27 protein-coding genes and 1 pseudogene are annotated in these 25,448 nt (G+C 64.0%); 8 read left to right on the top strand and 20 right to left on the bottom strand.

What is annotated here, in order from left to right; genetic code table 11:
* Nucleotides 1-182: 182 nt before the first annotated feature.
* Entirely contained in the window at nt 183-3,086 is a 2,904-nt protein-coding gene (gene ppdK / locus BraRD5C2_RS31995) for a pyruvate, phosphate dikinase (protein WP_223975301.1), read from the bottom strand.
* Between the two features lie 91 nt (nt 3,087-3,177).
* Entirely contained in the window at nt 3,178-3,333 is a 156-nt protein-coding gene (locus BraRD5C2_RS31990) for a DUF3096 domain-containing protein (protein ID WP_080891118.1), read from the bottom strand.
* 236 nt (nt 3,334-3,569) lie between these two features.
* On the opposite strand from BraRD5C2_RS31990, the gene BraRD5C2_RS31985 reads away from it, so the two are divergent.
* Complete coding sequence (locus tag BraRD5C2_RS31985; RefSeq protein ID WP_223975299.1) at nt 3,570-3,929, top strand: DUF1236 domain-containing protein; 360 nt, start codon at nt 3,570-3,572, stop codon at nt 3,927-3,929.
* A gap of 206 nt (nt 3,930-4,135) precedes the next feature.
* Here the strand turns inward: BraRD5C2_RS31985 and BraRD5C2_RS31980 are convergent, their stop codons facing one another.
* The 9 genes from BraRD5C2_RS31980 to BraRD5C2_RS31940 all read right to left on the bottom strand — a co-directional run bounded on the left by BraRD5C2_RS31980 (nt 4,136) and on the right by BraRD5C2_RS31940 (nt 12,021).
* Complete coding sequence (locus BraRD5C2_RS31980; RefSeq protein ID WP_223975297.1) at nt 4,136-5,236, bottom strand: hypothetical protein; 1,101 nt, start codon at nt 5,234-5,236, stop codon at nt 4,136-4,138.
* A gap of 139 nt (nt 5,237-5,375) precedes the next feature.
* Nucleotides 5,376-5,747 (bottom strand): GFA family protein, encoded by a 372-nt coding sequence (locus BraRD5C2_RS31975; RefSeq protein ID WP_223975689.1) that lies wholly within the window; start codon nt 5,745-5,747, stop codon nt 5,376-5,378.
* Nucleotides 5,747-6,343, bottom strand: a complete 597-nt coding sequence (locus BraRD5C2_RS31970) for a class I SAM-dependent methyltransferase (RefSeq protein ID WP_223975295.1) — start codon at nt 6,341-6,343, stop codon at nt 5,747-5,749. Before BraRD5C2_RS31970 ends, BraRD5C2_RS31975 begins: the two co-directional genes overlap by 1 nt.
* Before the next feature lie 3 nt (nt 6,344-6,346).
* Complete coding sequence (gene glyS, locus BraRD5C2_RS31965) at nt 6,347-8,443, bottom strand: glycine--tRNA ligase subunit beta (RefSeq protein ID WP_223975294.1); 2,097 nt, start codon at nt 8,441-8,443, stop codon at nt 6,347-6,349.
* A complete protein-coding gene (locus BraRD5C2_RS31960) occupies nt 8,443-9,378 on the bottom strand; it encodes a glycine--tRNA ligase subunit alpha (RefSeq protein ID WP_223975292.1) in 936 nt (311 codons plus the stop codon). The genes glyS and BraRD5C2_RS31960 overlap by 1 nt, the downstream gene beginning before the upstream one ends.
* Before the next feature lie 119 nt (nt 9,379-9,497).
* Complete coding sequence (locus tag BraRD5C2_RS31955) at nt 9,498-9,689, bottom strand: hypothetical protein (RefSeq protein WP_223975290.1); 192 nt, start codon at nt 9,687-9,689, stop codon at nt 9,498-9,500.
* Between the two features lie 116 nt (nt 9,690-9,805).
* Nucleotides 9,806-10,729, bottom strand: coding sequence for a S49 family peptidase (locus BraRD5C2_RS31950; protein ID WP_223975289.1), 924 nt, complete (start codon nt 10,727-10,729; stop codon nt 9,806-9,808).
* 244 nt (nt 10,730-10,973) lie between these two features.
* Entirely contained in the window at nt 10,974-11,801 is an 828-nt protein-coding gene (locus tag BraRD5C2_RS31945; RefSeq protein ID WP_223975288.1) for a tRNA1(Val) (adenine(37)-N6)-methyltransferase, read from the bottom strand.
* Nucleotides 11,794-12,021: a putative signal transducing protein gene (locus BraRD5C2_RS31940; RefSeq protein WP_092116072.1), complete on the bottom strand. Its 228-nt coding sequence runs from the start codon at nt 12,019-12,021 to the stop codon at nt 11,794-11,796. The genes BraRD5C2_RS31945 and BraRD5C2_RS31940 overlap by 8 nt, the downstream gene beginning before the upstream one ends.
* A gap of 134 nt (nt 12,022-12,155) precedes the next feature.
* Here BraRD5C2_RS31940 and BraRD5C2_RS31935 point away from each other — a divergent pair, with 134 nt between their 5' ends.
* Nucleotides 12,156-13,166: a polyprenyl synthetase family protein gene (locus BraRD5C2_RS31935; RefSeq protein WP_173638096.1), complete on the top strand. Its 1,011-nt coding sequence runs from the start codon at nt 12,156-12,158 to the stop codon at nt 13,164-13,166.
* A 326-nt stretch (nt 13,167-13,492) separates the two neighbouring features.
* Here the strand turns inward: BraRD5C2_RS31935 and BraRD5C2_RS31930 are convergent, their stop codons facing one another.
* Both BraRD5C2_RS31930 and BraRD5C2_RS31925 read right to left on the bottom strand, forming a co-directional pair.
* Entirely contained in the window at nt 13,493-14,368 is an 876-nt protein-coding gene (locus tag BraRD5C2_RS31930) for a TorF family putative porin (RefSeq protein ID WP_223975287.1), read from the bottom strand.
* Nucleotides 14,369-14,439: 71 nt separating this feature from the next.
* Nucleotides 14,440-15,102: a VIT1/CCC1 transporter family protein gene (locus tag BraRD5C2_RS31925; RefSeq protein WP_223975286.1), complete on the bottom strand. Its 663-nt coding sequence runs from the start codon at nt 15,100-15,102 to the stop codon at nt 14,440-14,442.
* A 416-nt stretch (nt 15,103-15,518) separates the two neighbouring features.
* On the opposite strand from BraRD5C2_RS31925, the gene BraRD5C2_RS39740 reads away from it, so the two are divergent.
* Nucleotides 15,519-15,692, top strand: coding sequence for a helix-turn-helix domain-containing protein (locus tag BraRD5C2_RS39740; RefSeq protein WP_374708075.1), 174 nt, complete (start codon nt 15,519-15,521; stop codon nt 15,690-15,692).
* A gap of 138 nt (nt 15,693-15,830) precedes the next feature.
* On the opposite strand, the pseudogene BraRD5C2_RS39735 reads toward BraRD5C2_RS39740, so the two are convergent.
* The 3 genes and pseudogenes from BraRD5C2_RS39735 to BraRD5C2_RS31910 form a co-directional block, all read right to left on the bottom strand.
* Nucleotides 15,831-15,929, bottom strand: a pseudogene (locus tag BraRD5C2_RS39735) (AraC family transcriptional regulator); the annotation flags it as partial.
* 3 nt (nt 15,930-15,932) lie between these two features.
* Nucleotides 15,933-16,787 carry a transglutaminase-like domain-containing protein gene (locus BraRD5C2_RS31915; RefSeq protein ID WP_223975284.1) on the bottom strand — a complete coding sequence of 285 codons (855 nt, stop codon included), beginning with the start codon at nt 16,785-16,787 and terminating at the stop codon, nt 15,933-15,935.
* Between the two features lie 51 nt (nt 16,788-16,838).
* Complete coding sequence (locus BraRD5C2_RS31910) at nt 16,839-17,678, bottom strand: AraC family transcriptional regulator (protein WP_223975282.1); 840 nt, start codon at nt 17,676-17,678, stop codon at nt 16,839-16,841.
* Between the two features lie 237 nt (nt 17,679-17,915).
* Between BraRD5C2_RS31910 and BraRD5C2_RS31905 the strand changes: the two genes are divergently transcribed.
* The gene (locus BraRD5C2_RS31905) at nt 17,916-19,157 is read left to right on the top strand and encodes an ABC transporter substrate-binding protein (RefSeq protein WP_223975281.1); all 1,242 of its coding nucleotides are present in this window, start codon (nt 17,916-17,918) and stop codon (nt 19,155-19,157) included.
* 138 nt (nt 19,158-19,295) lie between these two features.
* On the top strand, nt 19,296-20,399 hold the full coding sequence (locus BraRD5C2_RS31900) for a mandelate racemase/muconate lactonizing enzyme family protein (protein WP_223975280.1): 1,104 nt from the start codon (nt 19,296-19,298) through the stop codon (nt 20,397-20,399).
* Nucleotides 20,400-20,507: 108 nt separating this feature from the next.
* Here the strand turns inward: BraRD5C2_RS31900 and BraRD5C2_RS31895 are convergent, their stop codons facing one another.
* Nucleotides 20,508-20,879, bottom strand: coding sequence for a hypothetical protein (locus BraRD5C2_RS31895; protein ID WP_223975279.1), 372 nt, complete (start codon nt 20,877-20,879; stop codon nt 20,508-20,510).
* 196 nt (nt 20,880-21,075) lie between these two features.
* On the opposite strand from BraRD5C2_RS31895, the gene BraRD5C2_RS31890 reads away from it, so the two are divergent.
* The gene (locus tag BraRD5C2_RS31890) at nt 21,076-21,300 is read left to right on the top strand and encodes a hypothetical protein (protein ID WP_223975278.1); all 225 of its coding nucleotides are present in this window, start codon (nt 21,076-21,078) and stop codon (nt 21,298-21,300) included.
* A 91-nt stretch (nt 21,301-21,391) separates the two neighbouring features.
* Here the strand turns inward: BraRD5C2_RS31890 and BraRD5C2_RS31885 are convergent, their stop codons facing one another.
* From BraRD5C2_RS31885 to BraRD5C2_RS31875, 3 genes are all read right to left on the bottom strand, one after another.
* On the bottom strand, nt 21,392-21,529 hold the full coding sequence (locus tag BraRD5C2_RS31885) for a hypothetical protein (protein ID WP_223975277.1): 138 nt from the start codon (nt 21,527-21,529) through the stop codon (nt 21,392-21,394).
* Nucleotides 21,530-21,560: 31 nt separating this feature from the next.
* Nucleotides 21,561-21,995 carry a cupin domain-containing protein gene (locus BraRD5C2_RS31880; protein ID WP_173638102.1) on the bottom strand — a complete coding sequence of 145 codons (435 nt, stop codon included), beginning with the start codon at nt 21,993-21,995 and terminating at the stop codon, nt 21,561-21,563.
* 320 nt (nt 21,996-22,315) lie between these two features.
* Nucleotides 22,316-22,972, bottom strand: a complete 657-nt coding sequence (locus BraRD5C2_RS31875; protein ID WP_223975276.1) for a glutathione S-transferase — start codon at nt 22,970-22,972, stop codon at nt 22,316-22,318.
* A gap of 174 nt (nt 22,973-23,146) precedes the next feature.
* Here BraRD5C2_RS31875 and BraRD5C2_RS31870 point away from each other — a divergent pair, with 174 nt between their 5' ends.
* Both BraRD5C2_RS31870 and BraRD5C2_RS31865 read left to right on the top strand, forming a co-directional pair.
* Complete coding sequence (locus tag BraRD5C2_RS31870) at nt 23,147-24,370, top strand: polyhydroxyalkanoate depolymerase (RefSeq protein WP_223975274.1); 1,224 nt, start codon at nt 23,147-23,149, stop codon at nt 24,368-24,370.
* A gap of 191 nt (nt 24,371-24,561) precedes the next feature.
* Nucleotides 24,562-25,350 (top strand): substrate-binding domain-containing protein, encoded by a 789-nt coding sequence (locus BraRD5C2_RS31865; RefSeq protein WP_223975272.1) that lies wholly within the window; start codon nt 24,562-24,564, stop codon nt 25,348-25,350.
* Nucleotides 25,351-25,448: the final 98 nt, after the last annotated feature.

Here is a 25,448-nt window from a genome sequence, read left to right as displayed (position 1 = left end):
GAACAAAGTGTTGCAGGCCTCCGTCATTGCGAGGAGCGCCAGCGGCGAAGCAATCCACGTCACCGCAAGCGGCGCGATGGATTGCTTTGCTCCGCTCGCAATGACGATGTCTTCTGGCGGTGCTCAAACGAAAATGCCCGGGACAAGCCCGGGCATGACTTTGTTGGCCGCTGCGCGATCACTCACGCCTGGCTGGCGATCTCCTTGCCGAGCGCGGCCTGGGCGGCTGCGAGACGCGCGATCGGCACGCGATAGGGCGAGCACGAGACGTAATCGAGCCCGACCTCGTGGCAGAACGCGACCGACGCGGGATCGCCGCCGTGCTCGCCGCAGATGCCGACCTTGAGGTTCGGCCGCGTCTTGCGGCCGCGCGTCACGCCGATCCTGACCAGCTCGCCGACGCCGTCGCGATCGACCGAGATGAACGGATCGATCTCGAGGATGCCCTTGGCGACGTAGGTGCCGAGGAAGCTCGCGGCGTCGTCGCGGCTGATGCCGTAGGTGGTCTGCGTCAGGTCGTTGGTGCCGAAGGAGAAGAACTCCGCGGTCTCCGCTACCTCGCCCGCCATCAGGCAGGCGCGCGGCAGCTCGATCATGGTGCCGACCTGGTAACTGAGCTTGGCGCCGGTTTCCTTCATTACCGCATTGGCCATGGCATCGATCCGCGCCTTGACCAGATCGAACTCGGCCTTGGTCGCGATCAGCGGCACCATCACCTCGAGACCGACCGGCTTGCCGGTGCGCTTGCCGGCTTCGACGGCGGCCTCGAAGATCGCACGCGCCTGCATCTCGGCGATTTCAGGATAGGCGATCGCGAGACGGCAGCCGCGGAAGCCGAGCATCGGGTTGAACTCGGACAGTTCGCGGGCGCGGTCGGCGAGCTTGCGCGGATCGGTGTTCATGGCGCGCGCCACTTCCTCGATCTCGGCCTGGGTGTGCGGCAGGAACTCGTGCAGCGGCGGATCGAGCAAGCGGATCGTGACGGGTAGGCCCTTCATGATCTCGAACAGCTCGACGAAGTCGGCGCGCTGCATCGGCAGCAGCTTCGACAGCGCAGCGCGGCGCGACTGCTCGTCCTCGGAGAGGATCATCTCGCGCACGGTGCGGATGCGGGTCTCCTCGAAGAACATGTGCTCGGTGCGGCAGAGGCCGATGCCTTCGGCGCCGAACTTCACCGCGGTGCGCGCATCATCGGGCGTGTCGCCGTTGACGCGGACGCCGAGCTTGCGGACCTCGTCGGCCCAGCCCATCAGCGTGCCGAACTCGCCGGACAGTTCCGGCTCGATCATCGGCATGCGGCCGGCCAGCACCTGGCCGACCGAGCCGTCGATGGTGATGACGTCGCCGGTCTTGAAGGTGCGCGAACCGACGCTCATGGTGCCGCGGCCGTAATCGACGCGGATGGTGCCGCAGCCGGAGACGCAGGGCTTGCCCATGCCGCGCGCGACCACCGCCGCGTGCGACGTCATGCCGCCGCGGGTGGTCAGGATGCCTTCCGCGGCGTGCATGCCGTGGATGTCTTCCGGGCTGGTCTCGATGCGGACCAGAATCACCTTGCGGCCGTCGGCCTGCAGCTTGGTGGCTTCGTCCGACGAGAACACGATCTCGCCCGACGCCGCGCCCGGCGACGCCGGCAGACCGGTCGCCACCACGTCGCGCTTCGCGGCCGGATCGATGGTCGGATGCAGCAGCTGGTCCAGCGATGCCGGATCGATCCGCGTCACGGCGTCCTTGCGCGAGATCAGGCCCTCATTGGCGAGTTCGACCGCGATGCGCAGCGCCGCCTTGGCGGTGCGCTTGCCGCCGCGGGTCTGCAGCATCCACAGCTTGCCCTGCTCGACCGTGAACTCCATGTCCTGCATGTCGCGGTAGTGCTTCTCGAGCTGCGTGTAGATCCGCGTCAGCTCCTTGAACGCGACCGGCATCGCGGCTTCCATCGACAGCTTGTCGGAGCCGGATTCCTGGCGCGCCTCTTCGGTGATGTCCTGCGGGGTACGGATGCCGGCGACGACGTCCTCGCCCTGCGCGTTGATCAGGAACTCGCCGTACAGCTTGCTCTCGCCGGTCGAGGGGTTGCGGGTGAAGGCGACGCCGGTCGCCGACGTCTCGCCCATGTTGCCGAACACCATTGCCTGCACGTTGACGGCGGTGCCCCAGGATTCCGGGATGTCGTGCAGCTTGCGGTAGGTCACCGCGCGCGCGTTCATCCAGGATGAGAACACGGCACCGATCGCGCCCCACAGCTGGGCGTGCGGATCCTGCGGGAAGTCGTGGCCGGTCTCCTTGGCGACCGCCTCCTTGTACTTGCCGACCAGTTCGACCCAGTCGTCGCCGGTGAGGTCGGTGTCGAGCGAATAGCCCTGGCCGTCCTTGAAGGTGTCGAGGATGTCCTCGAAGTGATGATGCTCGAAGCCGAGCACCACGTCCGAATACATCGTGATGAAGCGGCGATAGCTGTCATAGGCGAAGCGGCGGTCGCCGGAGAGTTCGGCCAGCGCTTCGACCGTTCGGTCGTTGAGGCCGAGATTGAGCACGGTGTCCATCATGCCCGGCATCGAGGCGCGCGCGCCCGAGCGGACCGAGACCAGCAGCGGGTTTTTGGCATCGCCGAAGGTCTTGCCGGTCAGCTTGCCGACATAGTCGAGCGCCTTCTCGACCTGTGCTTTCAGTTCCTTCGGATAGGTCTTGTCGTGGTCGTAGAAATAGGTGCAGACGGAGGTCGGAAGGGTGAAGCCGGGAGGCACCGGAAGGCCGAGATTGGCCATTTCCGCGAGATTGGCGCCCTTGCCGCCGAGCAGATTGCGCAAGGTCGCCTGGCCCTCGGCCTTGCCATCGCCGAACGTATAGACCCACTTGCCGGCCTTGATCGCAGGCGGAGCCGCCTTTTTCGCAGCGGTAACGGCCTTTACCGGCGCCTTGCTGGCGGGCTTCGCAGCCGATTTGGCGGCGGGCTTCGGCGCCGGCTTCGGGGCGCTCTTCTTCAGCGCCTTGCGCGCCGGCGCGGCCTTCCGGGCCGGTGCCGAGGACTTTGATTTCGCTGCGGTTTTCTCGGCAGTTTTCTTGGACTTCGCGACGGCTTTGGCCATGTCAGACAACAATCCGAAAAGAGGGGTCGAAGATGCGCGCCTTACACCATTTTGGGGGGTTCCGCGCAAGCCGCGAAACCCCGCTTTCCCGCTACAGGTGCAGCCAGCGCAGCAGCCCCATTCCCACGAGCCCGACGAAGATCAGGTAGATCGCGACGATGTAGTTGAGCAGCCGCGGCATGATCAGGATCAGGACGCCTGCGATCAGAGCGACAATGTGCGGCAAATGCCCAGCGGTGATGACCATTGAAGTGTTTCTCCGGCGGTTTTTGGAGGAGCGAATCGAGCGGCAGTTTATCCGCTGCGGGGGTTTCCACATCAAGACGTCCGTCACGGCCTGCGAGTTCCCGCAACTCACGAAAATTGCTCCAAATTGCCGCGTATGTGGCGGCGGTTTTTCCGGAACATCGCCACACCAGATGCATTGGCTCGCCGTGCGCATCGGCGAAGGTCGGCGCGCGCGTTAAAAGAATGGAGCGAGCCATGCGAAACAGAATACTTGCCGTTGCAGCGGTTGCTGCTGCGATCACGGTGCCGGCTGTTGCCGCACAGGCCCAGACCGTCGGCATTGTCCGCGGTGGCCCGCCGGTTGCCGTCGAGGATGACGAGGGCATTGCGGTTGAGCAGCGCCCGGCGTTCCGCGAATACATCGTGCGCGAGCGCGTGCCGAACTACGCCGTTCCGGATCGCGTCGTGGTCGGCACCGTGCTGCCGGATGCCGGCGTAACTTATTACGACGTGCCGCAACGGTTCGGCGCGACGCCCTATCGCTACACCGTCGTGAATGGCGAGACCGTTCTGGTCGAGCCGCGTTCGCGGCGGATCGTTCAGGTGGTCGAGTAGCTCAGCTTCAGCATGATCGCCTGAACGAACAGTCCGGGCGCCGCGCAAGCGGATGTGCGCGCAGTTCGACCGGACCAGAAAGCCCCGCCCGGCCTCCCCTCCGGGCGGGGCTCTTCTGTTCTGTCGCTAGAAATTCCAGATTCTTCTTTTGACGCGTTTTCTTCACGCGAAGCGGTACCCACTTCGCTCGAAAACGCTCTGCTGGCTTACGATTTGAGGATCGAGAGCAGCGTCGAGGTCGACTTGTAGTTCTTGATCGCGGCGTCCTGGAAATCCTGCGTCCAGTTGGCAGCCTGGCGTTCCTCCGCGCTCATCGAGGAATATTGCTTGAGGATGCCGAGGCTGAACTGGCGCGGATCGCCGGCGGACTGGCTCTGCTTCAGCGCATCGAGCACGGCAAGACGGGTCCGCGTGTTGAGTTCGTGCTTGGCCGCGAAGATCTCCTCGCCTGAAAACTTCTTGTCCTGGTTTAGCGAGATCGCCGACAGCGAGCGATTGTCGAGCGAGGACAGGTCGGCGAGCTGTCCGGTCTTGCGGCGGGAATCGTACACCAGTTCCTTGCCGCTCTTCGCCGCCTCGCTCTTCTGCCGATCGAGGAAGGCGCGCGCATCGCTCGCCACGCTGCCGAAATCGCGTGGCTTGCCCGTCGTGGGCGACGTGGTCCCCGCCAGCGCGGCCGCGACCGGGTCGCCTGAAATTCCCGTCGGCGCCTTGTTCGGATCCTGCTGCGTCGCCTGATAGCCTTTCAGCACCGCGGCGCGCTGGTTGGCCCAGGTCGCGGTTGCCTTTTCCTCTTCGCTGGCGCCGTCGAGATAGTCGAGCGCCGACTTGTAGCTGACGCTGTAGTCGCCGGTCAGGCGCGTGGTCGCAAGCGACGGCGCCAAGGCCTTGTCGAAGCGCTGCTTCAGTTCGGTGGCGGCGACCGCCTGCTCGTCCGGCGTGAACTTGCCACCATTGTTGGTCGAGATCGCAAACAGCGAGCGGCGATCCAGTGTCGAGAGATCGATCGTGGTCTTGCCATCGACGATCGGCTTCTTCACGCCCGCGGCGGTGTAGAGCTGGTCGAGCGTGACGCGCGCGTCATGGGTGACGGTCGCGAAATCCGGCAGCGGCGCCTTGGCGAGCTGCGCGCGGGCGGCGTCCGACAGCGTGAGGTTGGTTGCGGCGCTCGAGGTCGCGGGCGCCGACAGGTCGCCGGCGGTGCCGTCACCTGACAAGGTCGCCGCCAGCGAGGGTGTCTCGGCGGCCCGCGCATAGGCCGAGCCATATCGGGCGTAAGGATTGGGCGTGGTGCCGATCGAGGTCATCGGGGAGGTCCCTGCATTGGCGCGAGGGGCGATTTCTTAAGAAATCGTTGACTCACCAGGACCCTCGCAGGGCATGGTTAATAAATTGCAAATTATTTCCAAATATTTCTGACGCGACACATGTTGCGGCGGTGGCGGCTTACCTGTCGACGACCCAGGCGTGGCGGCGCTGGGTGAAGACCGACTGCGACGGCGCCGGAAAATCGGGGTCCGCAAAGGCGCCGACGGCAACGCCGACCAGATCCGGCGCGCGACCGGGCTCCCAATAGACCGACGATCCGCAATTCGGGCAGAAATGAAACACCACCGCAGACCCGCTGCCGCCGATACGGCTGTATTCGCGCGCCTCGCCCTGCGGCTCGACATCGGCGCGCGGAAAGAACGCCGCGACGCCATAGGTGCTGCCGGTTCGCTTTTGGCACTCCAGGCAATGACACAGCGATACCATGACGGGTTCGCCCTGACAGGTGACGCGGAGCTGTCCGCAGGCGCATGTCGCGAGCCGCGCCATCATTCCCTGCCCTTGCTGGCAACCAGCCGGTGAATGACCTTGCCGGACGAGGCGCTGACGACTTCCGCGTCGAGCAGCAATTCGGCCGCCGCCAGCTCAGCCCGCACCAGCGCGGTATCGAACGCCGCGTAGAGCCGGCCATGCGCATCGCGCGCATCGTCACCGGCAGTGACGCGCCAGCTCAGATAGAAGATGCCGCCGGGCTTCACGAGTTCGAACATCCGGCGGACCGACGGCGCTACAGCAACGTGATCGAGATGCATGATGACGGTCTCGCACAGCACATTGTCGAAACTATCGGCGGCGATGCCGGATAGTTCGGGCAATTCGGCGTGAGAAAAGCGCAGCGCCGGGTAGCGCGTGCGCGCTTCCGCGAGCAGGCCCTCGGAGGCATCGAAGCCTTCGGCCGGAAAGCCGTTGGCATTGAGCCACGCCACCTCGCGGCCGCTGCCGCAGCCGATATCGGCGGTCGCACCGCCCTTGATGAAGAATTGCCCGACGATCTCCTGCAGATCGCGAGGTGCCGGCTGGTCGTGCCAGTCCTGCGCAAACGTCGCCGCCTCCTTGTCGTAAGCGGCGAGCGTTGCGCGGTCCATCGGTCAACCCTCGACCCTGGAGAAATCTGCCACCGCACGCGTCGCGGCGCGGATCTCGTTGAGCAGCTTCAGGCGGTTTTCGCGCACCTTGGGGTCATCGTCGTTGACCTTGACCTTGTCGAAGAACGCATCCACCGCGGGACGCAGCTTCGCCATCGCGCTCATCGCGCCGGCGAAGTCTTCTTTTGCAACCGCGGCGGAGGCCTCGGCCTTCACCTGGTCGATCGCCTTGGCAAGAATCTTCTCTTCATCGAGCTTGTAGAGCGCAGCATCAGGCGCGCCGTCGAAGGTGCGCTTGTCCTTCTTCTCCTCGATGGCGAGGATGTTGCTGGCGCGTTTGGTGCCCGCGAGCAGATTCTTGCCGTCGTCACTGTCGAGGAATTTGCCGAGCGCTTCGACGCGGCGAACGACGAGCAGGAGATCGTCCTGACCGCCGAGCGAGAACACGGCGTCGACGAGATCGTGCCGCGCGCCCTGATCGCGGAGCTGAACCTTCAGGCGGTCGGCGAAGAAGGCGAGGAGATCGCTCGGCAGTGTTTCGGCATCAGCCTTGACCGACAGCCCGAGCAATGCGGATTTGGCCGCCTTCAGGATCGGCAGGCGCAGCGTGTTCTCGACGATCAGCCTGATCGCGCCCAACGCCGCACGACGCAGCGCATACGGGTCCTTCGATCCCGTCGGCTTCTCGTCGATTGCCCAGAACCCCGCCAGGGTGTCGAGCTTGTCCGCCAACGCCACCGCGACGCTCACCGGATCGGTCGGCACGCGATCGGTCGGCCCCTGCGGCTTCCAGTGCTCCTCGCTCGCGGCGGCGACCGAGGCATCCTCGCCCTGCGCCAGCGCGTAGTACTTCCCCATCAGGCCTTGCAGTTCGGGGAATTCGCCGACGACCTCCGTCAACAAATCCGCCTTGGCAAGGCGCGCGGCGCGCTTGGTCTTCTCGACATCTGCGCCGACCAGCGGCGCAATTTCCGCCGCCAGTTGCTCGATCCGCTTGATCCTCTCAGCCTGGGTGCCGAGCTTCTCATGGAACACGATCTGCTCGAACTTCGGCAGCCGGTCCTCGAGCCTGGTCTTCAGATCGGTCTCGTAAAAGAACTTCGCGTCGGACAGCCGCGGGCGGATCACGCGCTCGTTGCCGGCGACGATGGTCTTGCCGCCGTCGGGCGCCTCGATGTTGGCGGTCAGCACGAACTTGTTGGTCAGCTTGCCCGTCTTGGGGTCTTTGACCACAAAGCACTTCTGGTTGTTGCGGATGGTGGCGCGGATCACTTCATCCGGGATGACCAAGAATTCCTTCTCGAACGATCCCATCATCACGACCGGCCATTCGACGAGACCGGAGACCTCGTCGAGCAGCACCTGATCCTCGACCAGCTCGAGGCCCTGCGCGAACGCGAGCTCCTTGGCGTCCTCGAGGATGATGTCCTTGCGCGCCTGCGGATCGAGGATGACCTTGGCGGCCTTCAGCTTGGCCTCGTAGTCCTCGAAGCGGCGCACGCTGATCGCACCCGGCGCCATGAAGCGATGGCCATAGGTGGTCTGCCCGGCCTCGATGCCGTCGACCGCGAACTTGACGACATCAGGCTCCTCGGTCTCCAGACCGAAGGTCGCGGTGATGGCGTGCAGCGGCCGCACCCAGGTGAGCGCGCCTGATTTGGCCGAGCGCGCGCCCCAGCGCATCGATTTCGGCCACGGAAAGGTGCGGATAATCACCGGGATCATCTCCGCGATCACGTCGATCGCGGCCCGGCCGGGCTTTTCGATCAGCGCGATGTAAAAATCGCCCTTCGGATCCTTCTGGATCTTCGCTTCATCCAGCGACTTGAGACCAGTCGCTTTCAGAAAGCCCTGCACCGCCGCATCCGGGGCGCCCATCTTCGGGCCGCGACGTTCAGACTTCAGATCGGGCTGGCGCGCCGGGATGCCGTGCACGGTCAGCGCCAGGCGGCGCGGGGTCGCGAACGCCTTGGCGCCTTCATAGACGAGGCCCTCGGCGACCAGCTTGTCGGTCACCATGCGGCGCAGATCGTCTGCCGCCTTGGCCTGCATGCGCGCGGGGATTTCTTCGGAGAACAGTTCGAGGAGAAGATCGGGCATCAGACCGCCCTGCCCGTTTCAGTGTGAATCCATGCGTCGCCGCAGGCCTTCGCCAGATCGCGCACGCGCCCGATATAGCTCTGCCGCTCCGTCACCGAGATGACCCCGCGGGCGTCGAGCAGATTGAACACGTGGCTCGCCTTGATGCACTGGTCGTAGGCCGGCAAGGCCATCAGATGTTCCTTTTGATTGCCACCCTCGCGCCAGCCGGCGGCGAGATATTTGCGGCAGGCCTCTTCCGCCATCCTGAACTGCTCGAACAGCATCGCGGTGTCGGCGTATTCGAAATTGTGCCGCGAATATTCCTGCTCGGCCTGCAGGAAGACGTCGCCATAGGTCACCTTCTCGCCGCCCTCGCGGCCATTGAAGTTGAGGTCGTAGACGCGGTCGACGCCCTGCACATACATCGCGAGCCGTTCGAGCCCGTAGGTGAGCTCGCCCGCGACCGGCGCGCATTCGACGCCGGCGACCTGCTGGAAGTAGGTGAACTGGCTGACTTCCATGCCGTCGCACCAGCATTCCCACCCCAGGCCCCAGGCGCCCAGCGTCGGGCTCTCCCAGTCGTCCTCGACGAAGCGGATGTCATGGACAGCGGCGTCGATACCGATCGCGGCCAGCGACTTCAGGTACAGGTCCTGAAGGTTCGGCGGCGACGGCTTCATGATCACCTGGAACTGGTAGTAGTGCTGCATCCGGTTGGGATTTTCGCCGTAGCGGCCGTCCTTGGGCCGCCGCGATGGCTGCACATAGGCCGCGTTCCAGGGCTTTGGCCCCAGCGCCCGCAGCGTGGTCGCAGGATGGAAGGTGCCGGCGCCCATTTCCATGTCGTAGGGCTGCAGGATGACGCAACCCTGCTCGGCCCAGAATCGCTGGAGAGCCAGGATGAAGCCCTGGAACGAACGTTCCGGGCGCATGTGGTCAGGCAGGGCGTCCATCGTCAGTACAGGTCTCGCGAGGGGGTTTTGAAGCGCGCGGGACCGTATCGGCGGCAGCCAATGGAATCAAGGCGATGCCGGAAAATCCGGCACCGCCATCTTGCGGAATCCGAAAGCTGTTAGCCCGGCCGATAGGCCCCGGTGACGGGGTCGCGGCGCAGGGTTTTGATTTCGCTCGCACGCGTGGGCTCGGCCACGCGGGACAATCGCGCCTCTTCCAGTTCCTGGTTGATCCGAACGGCCGTCTTGTATGCCCAGCGGACCACGGCCAGGCCACCCAGGACGCCTGCGAATGCAATCAGCGGCGGCATCGGTCGATCCTTGTCGTTCACGTCTGTCAGGCCCCCAACGACAGGCATTCTCGCGCAAGGCGGCCTGCGCCGCAATCGCGCTTTTGGGGCAAAATGGCGCGCTCAAATCCCCGTGTTCACAGCCCGAATCTGGCCCAAATCGCCCTTGTTTCGACCGCCGAGATCAGGTCGTCCGGCAAGCTTGCCAGCCCGTCCAGCGCCGCCATCGACCCCGCGCCGGGCGACCGCCGGCCGAGCAGGCCGGACAACATGCCGCTCGCGGGCGCGATCACCGGGGTCAGCACCTTCTCGCCATACCGGGCCCGCAGCGTCGCGCGCAGGTCGCCGATGCCGTCAGCAAGCCCGAGGCCAACAGCGGTCTCGCCGGCCCAGTATTCGCCGGTGAACAGCACGTCGTCGGCAGCCTTCAGACGGCTGCCGCGGCTCTGCTTTACAAGGTTGATGAAGGTTGCATGGATCTCGCGCTGGATCGACTTCAGCCGGGCGACGTCATCGGGGTTCTCGGGGAGAAACGGATCGAGCATCGCCTTATGGCTGCCGGCTGTGTAGAGCCGCCGCTCGACCCCGATCTTCTTGATCGCCTCCTGGAAACCAAAGCTGCCGCCGACCACGCCGATCGAGCCGAGGATCGACGACGGGTCGCAGTAAATCTCGTCGCCGGCACAGGCGATCATGTAGCCGCCGGAGGCCGCGACGTCCTCCGCGAACACCAGCACCGGCAGCCTCTTCTCGGCGGCCAGTTGCCGGATGCGCAGATAGATCTGGCGCGACTGCACCGGCGAGCCGCCCGGCGAATTGATCACCAGCGCAACCGCCTTGGCATTCCGAGTGCCAAAGGCGCGCTCCAGCATCTTGGCGACGCCCGCGAGCGACATGCCGGGCCGCAGCGGCGTCACCGCGCCGATCACGCCCGACAGCCGCACCACCGGCACCACGGCCATGCCGCGCCGGAAACGTGCCGGCAACATTCCCTGCACGCGTTCGAGCAGTCCCGAACGTCCTCCAGAATGCCCCTGGCGATCACTTGTTTGTTCACTCATGCCGTTACCTCGAATTAACCACTTTTTATCACGCCAGTGTCATTGGATTTCGTGGAACGCGTTTTGCATTTTGTCATTGGGGTTGCAACGCGCGGGCGGAGAGGAAACCATGAAGATCTACCTGCTGATTTTGCTGATCGGTACGCTCCTCACGGCGATCCACTTCACATCCAGGCCTGAACGCCAGTCAGAAACGGCCCCGCAGTAACTTTGTGCCAATGACGATGCGGGCAGCGCCTGCTCGTTAGCGCCGCGCCAGCGGCAATTCTCCCTTTCCAGCCAAAATCTCCTGCACCCATTTATTGGGCACACCTGACTCTTCATTGAGCAACAGCGCGGCATGCAGCCGTGTCGGCGCCCGGCCGCCCTTGGTGGCCCGCACCAGGATTCGGATCGCCGGCGACGTCGCCTCGCCGTGAACCGGCAGGATCTCGAGGCTGCCAAAGCCGCGATCCAGCGCGGCCAGCACCTCGGCAATCCCGTCGGCTCGCCAGATCATCGCAAGCTGCCCGTTCGACTTGAGGATCCGCCGCGCCACGTGAACCCAGGCTGCCAGCGTCGTCGCGGTCGCGACATGGGCGCGCTGCCGGACGCTGTCCGGCGAGGCGCGGTGCCTGGTGGCATCGTTGAACGGCGGGTTCATCAGCACGACGTCGGCGCTGTCGGGCGCCAGTCCGGCGTCATCGAACGCTGAAGCGCCAGCCTCGACATCGAGCACGATCACCTCGGCCATGATCGCGTTGGCGCCGGCGTTATTCCGGGCAAGCTCGGCCAATGCACGGTCGATTTCGACTAGGACCAGATCGATCCCCCCCACCCGCTTTGCGACCGCCAGCCCGGCGGCGCCGACGCCGGAGCCGAGATCGACGACCCGGTCGCCTGATCGCGCCGGCGTCGCCGCGGCCAGCAGGATCGCGTCATGGCCGGCGCGGTGGCCGCTGCGCGGCTGCCGCAGCCGCAATTGCCCGCCGAGGAATCCGTCTTCGGTGATCTCGGTGGCCGGAGACTGGTTTTTTGACGCGTTTTCTTGACGCGAACCGGGGTCCACTTCGCTTGAAAACGCCCTAGTCATCGGCCCGCAATTCGTGGCCAAGGCCGGCATCAGTCAGGAGCTGGCGGGCCTCGTGGTTGTCGTCCTCATGCACCAGAATCCGCCGCGGCAGCACGCCGAGCGAGCCCTCGATGATGCTCATGTTCTGGTCCAGCACCAGATGATGGATGTTAGCGCTGTCGAGCAGCGCTCCGACGGCGGAGACCAGCACCACGTCATTGGTCCGTACCAATTCCCGCAAAATCCACTCTCCTCTCCGCCCGGCTGTGCGGCCAATGCATCACATGTCAACAACTTCGTGGCCTTGCCGCTGCACCGCGCAGTTTCTATTGTTATAGCTGAGCTAGTGCGAATTCGGCAAAATTGGAGACCAGCGTGGCGGTTATTGTACCCTTCGAAAGCCCGTCCAATGCTTCGATCGACGGGCTGGTGGGACTTGTCGCCGCCGACATGGAGCGCGTCAACGCGACCATCCTTTCGCGGACCGGCTCCGAAGTCACCATGATCCCCGAGGTCGCCAATCATCTGATCTCCTCCGGCGGCAAGCGGTTGCGCCCGATGCTGACCCTGGCAATGGCGCAGCTCGCCGACTACACAGGCGACGGCCATATCAAGCTCGCCGCCGCGGTCGAGTTCATGCACACCGCGACCCTGCTGCACGACGACGTGGTCGACGAGAGCGAGCTGCGCCGCGGCAAATTGTCCGCGCGGATGCTGTGGGGCAACGAGGCCAGCGTGCTGGTCGGCGACTTCCTGCTCGGCCAGGCATTCCGGATGATGGTCGAGGTCGGCTCGCTGCGCGCGCTCGACATTCTCTCCGCGGCCGCCGCCACCATCGCCGAGGGCGAGGTGATGCAGCTTGCCGCCGCCAAGAACACCGCGACCACCGAGGACGAGTATCTCGCCGTGATCCGCGGCAAGACGGCGGAGCTGTTCGCCGCCGCCTGCGAGGTCGGTCCCGTGATCGCCAACCGGCCCAAGGCCGAGCAGACCGCCTGCCGCTCGGTCGGCATGAATCTCGGCATCGCCTTCCAGCTCGTCGACGACGTGCTCGACTATGGCGGCAAATCCGCAAAACTCGGCAAGAATGTCGGCGACGATTTCCGCGAGGGCAAGATCACGCTTCCCGTGGTGCTCGCCTTCCGCCGCGGCAACGACACCGAGCGCCAGTTCTGGATCCGCGCACTGGAGCGCGGCGAGATCGGAGCAGCCGATCTCGATCACGCGATCGGGCTGATGACCAAGCACCGTGCACTGGAAGACACCATCAGCCGCGCCCACCACTACGGCGCCATGGCGGTCGACGCGCTGGCGCTGTTCCCGTCCTCGCCGATGAAGACGGCGCTGGAACAGGTCGTCGCGTTCTGCCTCGCAAGATCGCACTGATCTAGGCACTTTCGAGCATCAAAGACAGTGTCGTCCTGGCGAAAGCCAGGACCCATAGCCACCGAATTTGATTGTGAAAGAGATCGCGGCCCCAGCGTCGCGGAACGATTGCCATTTGGGTAATGGGTCCTGGCTTTCGCCAGGACGACGATGAAGATGGTCCTCCGCTCAACCTTTCAAACAGCGCGGTGTCATCACCCGCGCAAGCGCATACGGGTGATCCAGTATTCCAGAGACGCCAGTGCTTGAGCCGAGCGGCCGCGGCGTCCCGAGGCTCACGATATCCGCTTTCGCCCGGTAGCGGACACGCGAGCCGCCACCGAGAGCTAGTTGAAGGCAAACCAGGCCTTCGCAACAAACGTCGCGCCGCACCAGTTCGAGACCAGGCCGTCAGGGTTGGTGACGGGATTCACGTGGCCACCCGAACGCGCATTCGGATCGCCCGTGAAGACAAAGCAGTTCTCCCTCGACAGATTGGTGTCATAGTAGCGCAGATCGAGATTGAAGGCTTTGTGTGTGAAGGTCACGCCCGCCTGCCAGTTGAGATAGGCAGGTAGCGGGAAGCCGCCGAGTTGCGCGGCCTGATTGCCGAACCAGGAATAGCCGGCAGCAGCCGTGAACGACACGGCCAGGTCCTGCGGCAGCAGCCGGTCTGGCACATCGTAGCCGATACCGGCCGCGGCATACTGGCTCCAGGCTCCGGTGTTCGAGACGTCAGGCGAATAGGCGTAGCCGGCCGCGATATGGATGTCTTCGGTGATGCGACGATCGCCGCGAATAACCGCTTCCCAATAGTTGATGCCGTTCGTCTCACCGGGAAGCCGTTCACTGGGATAAGCGAAATAGGTGACGCCAAGATCGAAATCGATGTTTGCGATCTTCGGCCGGACCCCGCCGGCAAACGTCAACTCGGCGGCCGGCTGGGTCGGTAGCTTGACGGTGGCCACGGTAGTTCCTGCGTATACCGCACCAAATCTCGTTTCGAAGGCGGCACCTGCCGCGGGCCCATGATCGGAAAGCGTGGTCCCGCGATAGATGTAGTCGGATGCAACGCCCGCGCGGGCGCTGAATTCGAGTTCGTTTGCCGAGCTATCACGGTTGGTATCGGCCGCCGACCATCCGCGGTTACCAAGACCGATTGCACTGCCTGGACCTGGGGGATTGGCTTGTGCGAGAGCGCCGGTCACCGGTGCAAGGCACATCCCGACCAACGCGGCGCATGAGGCATCGCGTAACCGCCGAACCAATGCAGCACCGGGCCGCCTCACCGTCGCTATCCTCCAAGAGCCACCGCTATGCCAACCAGCGCACCACCAACTGCCAGCATCGCAAGGCCAGCAGCCCAGGGCCGTAACCCGCTTTGAATTCCGAACACGTAACCACAGCAAAACAGCATGATGATAGCGACGGCGTAGGAGACGCGCAGCGCCAATCTGGCGTCGCTCAGGAATAGAAACGGGATTACCACCGGGAAGGTCGAAAGGAAGCTCAGCAAGCAAAGACCCAGCGCCCCGATCCAATCACGCTTCGTCAGTTTCGGTCCGCCGGACGTCTCGGGCAAACCTTGCAGTTTCTGCCGTATCGCTTCCAATTGCTGCGCAGGCAAAAACGCCGCCAATTCCGGTGGCAGTGCGTCAGCGACGACGCTGCGCGCGGTCTCGGAATCCGGCGCCTGCCGCACCGCGTGGAGCATTCGAAGCTTGCTTCCCCGACTGTTGATCCGGCCCAGCAGATAAAGACCGCCGTCAACGATACCCCAGGCAAGGTTGCAGCCGAGCGCACCGATCAGCATGGTCTTGAGATTGATGTTTGTCCCGGTTGCGATACCGAGCGAGCAGATAAAGGTGAGAGCCATGATCAGGCCGAAAAGGGTTTCGGAGATCCGTTCCATCGGATCCAGCACGCTCCCGAACTGGGAATCCGAAGCCTCCGACATCTCAGCCCGCCAGTTCCGAGCCATCTGCCGAAATGAGAAGATGCCAATACATGCCCCACCTCCCGATCGCCTGGACGTATCGCAGGATTGCGAGCAAGGCTGGGTCGGCATTTCGAACGGAGATTGAGATAGATCAATCCATCGGCCCATCGCGTTCAACGGAGGTCCGCAGTGCAGCAGTCCCAGTTGTTTCGGTTGGTTTCCGAGGCACAAAGTGCACTAGCTCGCCGAGTTCCACCGGGTGTAGGTTCCAGTCCCAACGCAGGAGTTGCGTCATGGACAGTGACATACTTGAGAGCGTTTGCATCGTTCTGATGGGACTAAGCCCGCTCGTCATTATCGGCATTGCGATGTTCGTGTCGTGAAGGCGTCCTGTGCTGCTCCTGAGCCCGCGCGAAAAGAAGCTCCTGAGGCGCATGGCCCTCGGGCGGTGCGATGCCCAGATTGCCGCGCAGATCGGTGGGACCGAAGCGCAGATATCGGTCCAGCGCGTTCGCTTGCTCAGGAAGCTGCAAATCCACTCGCATGTTCAGATCATGGATGCGGCCAAAAGATTGGCTCGGTGGCCCGCGTCGCAACAGCCGCCATAGCCTTGGTCCAAGTGGAGCCCCCGCGAACCTGGCTCGGCGCATCGGGCCGGTAGATGGCCCCAGCAGCCGCCGCATCAGGCCCCCAAAGGCTGCTGGGGTCGCTCGAATGGCAACCGTTCCATGCTTGGAGAAGGTGCCCTACCCTTCGACGGGCACCCAGATCTCGAGCCCGCCGCTACCGCTGTTCTTGTCGAACTTCTCGTCATAGCGCTCGAAGTCCGGTCCGCCCGCGACCTTCGGCTACACGTCCTGCACGCAGTCGAGCACGGCGTTGAACACGGCTCCGGGAATACGCACCCGCTCATCACGATCAAGCGCACCGAGTTCATCGACGTGAGCATCGGGCTCGCGACTGACGCTTGCCAGCCGGTCGAAGAAGGCGAGGTCGAGTTCGTTGTCCCGCATGCGCATGGCGCCCCAAACGTCCCACGGCAGCATCTCGCGATTGTTCAGCGCGCCGATGTCGCGGACAAGATTGCCGGCGATGAACCAAAGTCCGTGCATGTCGAGGATGCCGAAAGCGCCGGGATCGCGGCTCCCCTCGCGGCAGAGCGACCAGGCATCGCCGGCGACCAGGAACTGATCTCGCGGCACATCCGCCGCATCGAACCCGATCCTGAACAGCTCGCGCTGCCGATCGTCGATCTGGGAATCGAACAAGACCCAGCATTTCCGTTCCTCGTTCCAGTACTCCGTCACCCAATGGTCGAGATATTTTCCCGCTTCGAAATAGGCGCCGAACCCGCAACGGGCACGCGCCGGAATGCCCTGCGTGCGCAACATCGCCACATGAAGCAGCGTGAAGTGCCTGCAGACACCGACCTGCCGCTCGTTGACGGCACGCGCCACGGCAAGCGGCCGCGCATCGCGCGTCACGATTTCATCCAGCATCGTCTCGACGGCACGGACCTGCGATTGCGCTTGCCGGTCACCGCCGAGCGTGACCCCATAGGCCGGAGCGATGTGCTGATGGATCAGCAGACCCTGCACTGTCGTCGCAAGCGCGCCGGCGCCCCGCGGCAAGCCATCGAATAGAGCGGCGTGACGCCCCGGATCGCTCATGGCAACCGGCTTTTCATATCTGTCGACGTTCATCTGAAAGGTCTCCCGCAAGTTTCGCCTCCCGCGCAACCACCACACCGGCCGTTACTCCTCGACCGGCACCCAGATCTCCAGCCCGCCGTTGCCGCTGTTCTTGTCGAACTTCTCGTCGTAGCGCTCGAAGTTCGGCGCGTCGGCGACCTTCATGCCGGATTGCGGCAGCCAGCGATTCCAGATCGTGTTGACGGTGCGGCGGATGGTCGAGATGTGGTCGGCGTGGGTGAACACCACGTATTTCTGCGCCGGGATCCGGACCCGCGCGAACTCGCGCGGCAGGTCAGAGAAATCGGCGACCTCGACACCTGCGATGTAGTCGAAATTGCCGGCATCGTCGCCGTTGCAACCGACACCATAGGCAACGTCACCGGCCTGGCGGGGAATATGCGCGAATTGCTGGTGGAAGCCGTGCCACTGATTCGGAATGCCGGCCGTGCTGCCATTGGCGTGATTGTAGCGCTCGCCAACCCCGGCGACGAGAAAGGCCTTGCCGATCGCGATACGCGGCGGATCGAGATGATCGAGGGCGGTCGAGATCATGGTGATCGGCTCCTGGAGCTTGAGCTTGGTTAGGCATGTCGTCGCGCGCACCGTCTCCGGCGTGACGCCGAAATGGTCGCGGAACGCACGGGTGAATGCCTCGTGGGAGCCGTAATCCGCATCCAGCGCGAGCGTGAGAATGTCGGGCGCACCGGCCGCAAGCTCGCGCGCGGCCTCGCTCAACCGCCGGGCCCGCACATAGCGCATCACCGAAAAGCCGGTCGCCTCCGCGAACGCCCGCACCAGATGGAAGCGCGAGACCCCGGCGACAACAGCGATATCGTCCAGCGTCAGCGACGTGCGCAGGTGGCTTTCGATGTACCAGAGCGCCTTCTGGGCTGGATTCATGGACGACGGCCTTCCTGCAAAGCTCGGGCATCATGCATGGCCGCAGCGCACGGCATTTGACAGTCCTTGCTGCGCAACGGCGAAACTGTGGTTCCGCTCTGCGAAATTTTACCGCAAAGCCGTCGCTGGCAACACCGTTGCAATCGTGCATACTCGCAGTTGCATCGATCCGACGGCTCACCAAGCTGCCCGAAAATCAAGACTGCACGAGCCGCGGCCAGCATGTCAGGGAGGACAATGATGCACCACCATCGCCTGAGCTATGTCAACTGCGTCAAGTCTGCGGTGCTTGCGGGGCTTTTGACGATCGCCGTCGCCAGCGCCGCCAACGCCCAGAAGAAATATGATCCGGGTGCGACCGACACCGAGATCAAGGTCGGCAACATCATGCCCTATTCAGGCCCGGCATCCGCCTACGCCACGATCGGCAAGACGGAAGCGGCCTATTTCAACAAGCTCAACAGCGAAGGCGGAATCAACGGCCGCAAGATCAACTTCGTCTCCTACGACGACGGCTACAGCCCGCCGAAGATGGTCGAGCAGGCCCGCAAGCTGGTCGAGAGCGACGAGGTGCTCTTGATCTTCAATCCGCTGGGCACGCCGGGCAACACCGCGATCCAGAAATACATGAACGCCAAGAAGGTGCCGCAGCTGTTCGTCTCCACCGGCGCCGCCAAGTGGAACGATCCGAAGAACTTTCCGTGGACCATGGGCTGGCAGCCGAGCTACCAGGTCGAGGCCCGCATCTATGCGAAGTACATTCTGCAGAAATATCCCGGCAAGACCATCGGCGTGCTCTACCAGAACGACGATTTCGGCAAGGACTATCTGATCGGCCTGCATGACGGGCTCGGCGATGCGGCCAAGAAACTGATCGTCGTCGAATCCTCCTACGAGACCACGTCGCCGACGGTGGATTCGCAGATCGTGCAGATCAAGGGCGCCAACCCCGACATCTTCGTCAACATTGCAACGCCGAAATTCGCGGCACAGGCGATCAAGAAGGCCGCCGAGCTCGATTGGCATCCGGTCCAGTTCCTGACCAACGTCTCGGTCTCGATCGGCGGCGTGATGAAGCCGGCCGGCTATGAGGCGAGCCAGGACATCCTGTCGACCCAGTATCTGAAGGATCCCGCGGATCACGAGTGGAAGACCGATCCGGCCATGAACGAGTGGCGCGCCTTCATGACCAGGTGGTATCCCGAGGGCGACCAGAACGACGCCTCGACCGTGTTCGGTTACGGCGTCGCCAAGGGGCTCGAGCAGGTGTTGCGGCAATGCGGCGACAACCTCACCCGCGAGAACCTGATCAAGCAGGCGGCCAGCCTCAACTTCGAGATCGGCATCTATTTGCCCGGCACCAAGATCAAGACCGGACCGGACGACTATGCACCGATCGAGCAGTTGCAGATGATGCGCTTCAAGGGCGAGAGCTGGGAGCGGTTCGGGCCCGTCATGAGCGGCGAGAAGAGCTCGTAGCAGCCCTCCCCACAGGTCCGGAGTTCGTGATGCCCGGCGGCTACGCCGGGCATCCACGTCTTCGACACGATTGACGAGCAAGACTTGTCAGGAGCAAGACTCGTCACAAGCAAGCCTGCGATCGGAAGGAGAACAACAATGAAGATCACCGACGTCCGCGCCCACCACATCCGCATTCCCTATGACGCCGGCCCTGCGAGCTTCCGCCAGGGCGCTTCCGCGATCTCGGCGCTCGACATGGTGCTGGTCGAGGTTTCGACCGATGCCGGTCTGACCGGCTGGGGCGATGCCTTCGCCTATGTCTGCCCGAAGACGAGCTGCGCGGCGGTGGCCGAGATGATCGCGCCGCAGGCGCGCGGCCTCGAGGTGCCCGATGCGGCCAGCATTCCCGCCGCGATGGAGCAGATCCAGCGCAATCTGCATCTGTTCGGCCGCTACGGCATCACGATGTTTGCGATTTCGGCACTCGACATCGCGCTGTGGGATCTCGCCGGCAAGGTGAAGGGCGTGCCGCTGCATCAACTGATCGGCGGCGCCAAGCGCAGCACGATTCCGGCCTATGCGAGCCTGATGCGGATCGGCAATCCCACGCACATCGCCGCCGAATGCAAGAAGGCGATCAAGCTCGGTTACGCCGCGATCAAGCTGCACGAGACCACCGTGCCGGCGGTTGCCGCGGCGCGCGAAGCGATCGGTCCCGGCGTGCCGCTGATGGTCGACATGAATTGTCCGCTGGATGGGCCGGCGGCGATCCAGTTCGCTCGCGACTGCAAGCAGGCCGCGCCGATGTTCCTGGAGGAGCCGGTCTGGCCGCCGGAGGATTTTGCGACGCTCGCGGAGGTGCGCAGAGAAGGCCGGCTCGATATCGCCGCCGGCGAGAACGCCTGCACCGTGCATCAATTTCGCCAGATGATGACGGCGGGCGCAGTCAGTCACGCCCAGCCCTCGGTGATCAAGGTCGGCGGCGTCACCGAATTTTTGCGCGTGGCGGTGCTCGCCGACGAGTTCGGCGTCCAGGTGATTCCGCACTCGCCCTATTTCGGGCCGGGCTTCCTCGCCACGCTGCATCTGATGGCCATCCGCGACGAAGGCCTGATCGAAATGTTCTTCATGAAGCGCCCCGCCTGCCTGTGGGGCGACCGCATCGACGTCGACGCCAATGGCCATGTCGCCGTGCCGCATGGCCCCGGGCTCGGCTACGAACCGGATCGCGATGTGATGGAGAAATACCGGGTGGCGTGACGAGCCACACTCTCTGCCGTCATTGCGAGCGAAGCGAAGCAATCCACAGTACCGCACGTGCTGAAGCATGGATTGCTTCGTCGCTTCGCTCCTCGCAATGACGATTTCCTACTTCGTCCCGTCCTTCGCAGCCGGCGTCGCATCCTTGGCCGGTGGCGCGTCGGCTTTCTTCTTCAGGTCGTCGGTCAGCTTGACTTGCGCCGCCTGCAAATCGGTGACGAGCTTCTGCAAGCTTGCGACCGAACCCTTCAGGCTCTCGATCTGCCGGTTGGCGGCGTCGAGCTTCTGCTGATGATCCGATGTGAGCTTGCCGATTGTCTTCTGCAGGAAATCGACATTGCTCTGCAGGCAGCTGGTGCGCCGCTCCATGGTTTTCTCGACGGTGCAGATCTCGATACCGGGAACGTCCTGCGCATGCGCGGTTCCGACGACGCCGAGTGCAAGCGGCACCAGCAAGGCAACAACGAAGCGCGCGATCATCGGCATCCCCCAATCACATGCGTCATTCACAGATTTGTGCTCGCGACGCTGAAAGCCGGGCAGACATACCACACTGAAACCGCATTCGAGCGGTGTGCTTCACCCATTACGGGGACTACTCGTGGGGACGGGGGCCTTCGGAACTTGTTTGGTTCGACCCCTTTTGGCTCGACCTTGGGCAGTGGAGACAGATCGTATGGCTACGCGCGAAAAACGGCTGGCGCAATTCGACGGCAATGGCGAACCTTCGCCGGAACAACGCGTGGAAGTGCTTTGTGAGGATCACAGCGGAACGTATCAGCTGCCGTTCGCCTGCCGATTCATCGACGGCAAGTGGCGCAATGACACGACCGGTGGCCCGCTGGAAGTCAATGTCATCGCCTGGCGCACGCCGCGCGAGAAGCGTGCGGGCGTGGCCTGAGGGGTGCATTGGCGCGCGCTGTTTCAAAACGCGACGCGCGCGCGCAGGCGCTTTAAGATTTGGAACGCGGATGGAACGAACCGCGTCCGAATCACTGATTGAGCGACGTACTCCGTTGTTCACGGCTAGATGTGGTCATCAGCCCGAGGCGGCGCACCACATACAGAAGCATGACGATCGGCCGCAGCCAGCGGCCGACGACAAAGGTTAATTCCTCCGCGGACGACATTTGCGAACCCTCCTCTGATCCTCCTTGGCGATCATTTCCACGGCGTCACCGGCGGCACGGTCTCGGTTGCCGGCGGCACATCCACGGTCTTGAAATCGGCGGGGCTGACGATCTCGAGGTATTCCATGTCCTTCGAGTAATCGAACAGGTAGTGGGTGATGCCGGGCCGCTGATGGATCACGTCGCCGGCCTCGACCAGCGTCTCCTTGTCCTCGTACATGAAGCGCGCCCAGCCCTTGGTCATGATGACGATCTGAAAATCGCACAGATGCTTGTGCCAACCGGTGCCCTCCTCCGGCGGCAGGTCGGGATTGGCCTTGACCAGATGGCAGATCACCTGCCCGCCGGTGGCATCGGCGATGCCGAGATCGCGATACAGGAAGAAGTCGCGCAGACCTCCGCCCTTGAACTCGGTGTCACCGGGTTTGACGTGAGAGAATTTGCTGACGATGGCGTGCTGGTTCATTTCAAGCCTCCACGGTTCTCGTGTTCGCGAGATCGCGGCGCGGCTCAGCGTCCAAATTTTCGGCAGCGTCGCATCGTCGCGGTCACAGCTCGCTTGTTGCTATGCGAAATCCTTGCCAGCCCGGTTGTGCTGCGGCGATCGGCCTCGCCATGCTCCGCCATCTCAGCGGAAGCATCTGGAGCAAGGCGTGAATTTGCGTTCGGCGCGCGCTGCGCCCGATCGCCGCGCGGCGCCGGGGCCGGGCGGCGGCGGCACGTCGATTGAGCAAGGCTTGCCTGGAGCTTGAGCCGCCGGCGCCGGCAGGCCCCGGCGCGCGTTGCCTAATATTCGACCTCGAGCTCCTCGACGTCGGCAGGCTCGGCCTTGGCGGCCTCGATCCATTGCTGCATCTCGGGCATCGCCATGATGGTCCTGGCATACGCCGTCAGAACAGGGTCGAGCTTCACGTCATAGGTCATGAAGCGGGTCACGACGGGGGCATACATCGCGTCCGCCATGGTGCGGCGCTCGCCGAACAGGAACGGTCCGCCTGACAGGCTAAGGCAATCGCGCCAGATGGTGCAGACACGGTCGATATCGGCCTGCGCCCGCGACCAGATCTTGAAACCGGGAAAATGCCCCTTGAGGTTGACCGGTAAAGACGAGCGCAGCGTGGTGAAGCCGGAATGGATTTCACCCGAGATCGAGCGGCAATGCGCGCGCTGGATCCGGTCGTCCGGCAGCAGCCCGGCGTGCGGCATGATCTCGTTGAGATACTCGCCGATCGCCAGCGTGTCCCAGACGGTCGCGCCCTCGTGGCGCAGGCAGGGCACCAGGATCGACGACGACAGCAGCAGCAGCTCGGCCCGCGCCGTGGGGTCATCCGGCGCGGTGACCACCTCCTCGAACTCCAGCCCGGCGAATTTCGCCAGCAACCAGCCGCGCAGCGACCAGGACGAATAATTCTTGCTGCTGATGGTGAGTGTCGCCTTCGCCATGCCCGCTCCTCACGCCCTGAACGCGTCCTTACCCCCGGGCAGCGCGCGCCGGTCCAAGCCGCCGCGCCCCGAAGCCGTTCATTTTTGCAGCAAGCCACGTGCCAATTTGCCGGGCAGCCCGCCCCTTCTCTGGCGTCGATATTGCATATCCATCCCTGCCAGGGGCGGATGCGTATGATGTCAATGATGTACCAAGCCTATCAGAACCACATGGACCTCACGGCGCCATGGCGGACCGGGGCTGCGGCGGCGCTGAAATACCTCAATCTGGTGCCGCAGGGCGCCGCCGACAGGGCGTACGGCCGGCTCGCGGCAGCGCTCGAGCTGATCTCGCGCTCCACCCTGACCTACGCCCGTCCCGACTACGCCATCGGCAGCGTGTCCTCCGGCAACCGGGAATGCCAGGTGAGCGAGGAGGTCGCCTATGCGACGCCGTTCGGCTCGCTGCTGCATTTCAGGAAGGTGGACGGACCGGAGCAGCCGCGGCTGCTGCTGGTGGCGCCGATGTCCGGACATTTTGCCACGCTGCTGCGCGGCACCGTGAAGACGCTGCTGCAGGACCACGACGTCTACATCACCGACTGGCACAATCCGCGCGATATCCCGCGCAAGGAGGGCCGCTTCGGGCTCGAGGACTACACCGACCATCTGATCGACTTCCTGGGGCAGCTCGGCCCGCGCGCGCATATGGTGGCGATCTGCCAGCCTTCGGTGTCGGCGCTGGCGGCTGCCGCGATCATGTCGGAGGACAATCATCCGGCGCGGCCGGCGTCGCTGACCCTGATGGCCGGCCCGATCGACACGCGGATCCTGCCGACCAAGGTGAATGAATTTGCCAAGAGCAAGCCGATCAAATGGTTCGAGGACAATCTGATCAACTACGTGCCGATGCAGTGCAAGGGCGCGCTGCGTCAGGTCTATCCCGGCTTCGTGCAGCTGACGGCGTTCGTCTCGATGAACCTGGAGCGCCACATCAAGCAGCACATTGACCTCGCCGATCATCTCGCCAAGGGCGAGACTGCCAAGGCTGAGCTGATCAAGACCTTCTACGACGAGTATTTTGCGGTAATGGATCTGCCCGCGGAATTCTATATCGAGACGGTGCGCGATGTGTTTCAGGAGCATCTGCTGCCGCAGGGCATGCTGATGCATCGCGGCCGCCCGGTGAACCCGGCGGCGATCCGGCGCATGGGCCTGATGACGGTGGAAGGCGAGAAGGACGACATCTGCTCGATCGGCCAGACGCTCGCCGCCCAGGACCTCTGCACCGGCGTGCGCACCTATCGCAAGGTGCACCACATGCAGGCCGGCGTCGGCCATTACGGCGTGTTCTCCGGCAAGCGCTGGAACAACGAGATCTACCCGTTGCTGCGCGATTTCGTGCATGTGAATTCGTGAGGACTGGCGACGCTCGTTCCCTGTCATTGCGAGCGAAGCGAAGCAATCCATATTCCCACCCAGGATAGATGGATTGCTTCGTCGCTTCGCTCCTCGCAATGACGAAGGATGGCTAGTCACGCTCCCCACTGACCAGTAGTCTCCCCGGCCACGACGACCCGTTTCCCAAGAATCGTCCAGGGAGAAACTCCATGCGCGCCACCTTCCGCACCCTCACGCTCGCCGTCATCGTCGCCCTCGCCTTCACGTCAGCCGCATCCGCCGCCGAAGTCCATGTCATGATCTCGGGCGGGCTGACCGCGGCCTACAAGGCGCTGGTGCCGGAGTTCGAGCGCAAGACCGGGCACAAGGTGGTGACCGCCTTCGGGCCGTCGATGGGCACCACGACCAACGCCATTCCGGTGCGGCTGGCGCGCGGCGAGCCGGCCGACGTGCTGATCATGGTCGGCTATGCGCTGGGTGACCTGATCAAGCAGGGCAAGGTGGTGGCCGACAGCCGCGTCGACCTCGTGAAGTCGCCGATCGGCATTGCGGTGAAATCAGGCGCACCAAAGCCGGACATCAGTTCGGCCGACAGCGTGAAGCAGGCCCTGCTGGCAGCAAAGTCGGTCGCCTATTCCGACAGCGCCAGCGGCATCTATGTCTCGACCGAGATGTTCGCAAAACTCGGCATCGCCGACCAGATGAAGGACAAGGCGCGGATGATCCCGGCAACCCCGGTCGGCGAGATCGTCGCCAAGGGCGAGGCCGAGATCGGCCTGCAGCAGATCTCCGAGCTGAAGCCGGTCGCCGGCATCGACATCATAGGTCCGCTCCCGGAGCCGTTGCAGAAAATCACGGTGTTCTCCGCCGGCATCGCGACCGCCTCGAAGGAGCCCGACGCCGGCAAGGCGCTGATCAGTTTCCTCGCCTCATCAGATGCGCGCGACGCGCTGGTCAAGAGCGGTCTCGATCCGATTGCCGCCGGCGCGACGCATTAGGCGCAGCGGACTCAACTCTCCTCCCGTCATCCTGAGGTGCGAGCGCAGCGAGCCTCGAAGGATGAATCGGCCACCAGCGGGGCCGTCGACCCTTCGAG

The sequence above is a fragment of the Bradyrhizobium sp. RD5-C2 genome, assembly GCF_019972155.1.
Lineage (GTDB): Bacteria > Pseudomonadota > Alphaproteobacteria > Rhizobiales > Xanthobacteraceae > Bradyrhizobium.
Note: the sequence above shows the minus strand (reverse complement) of the source record. Positions and strands in the feature narration are given on the sequence as shown.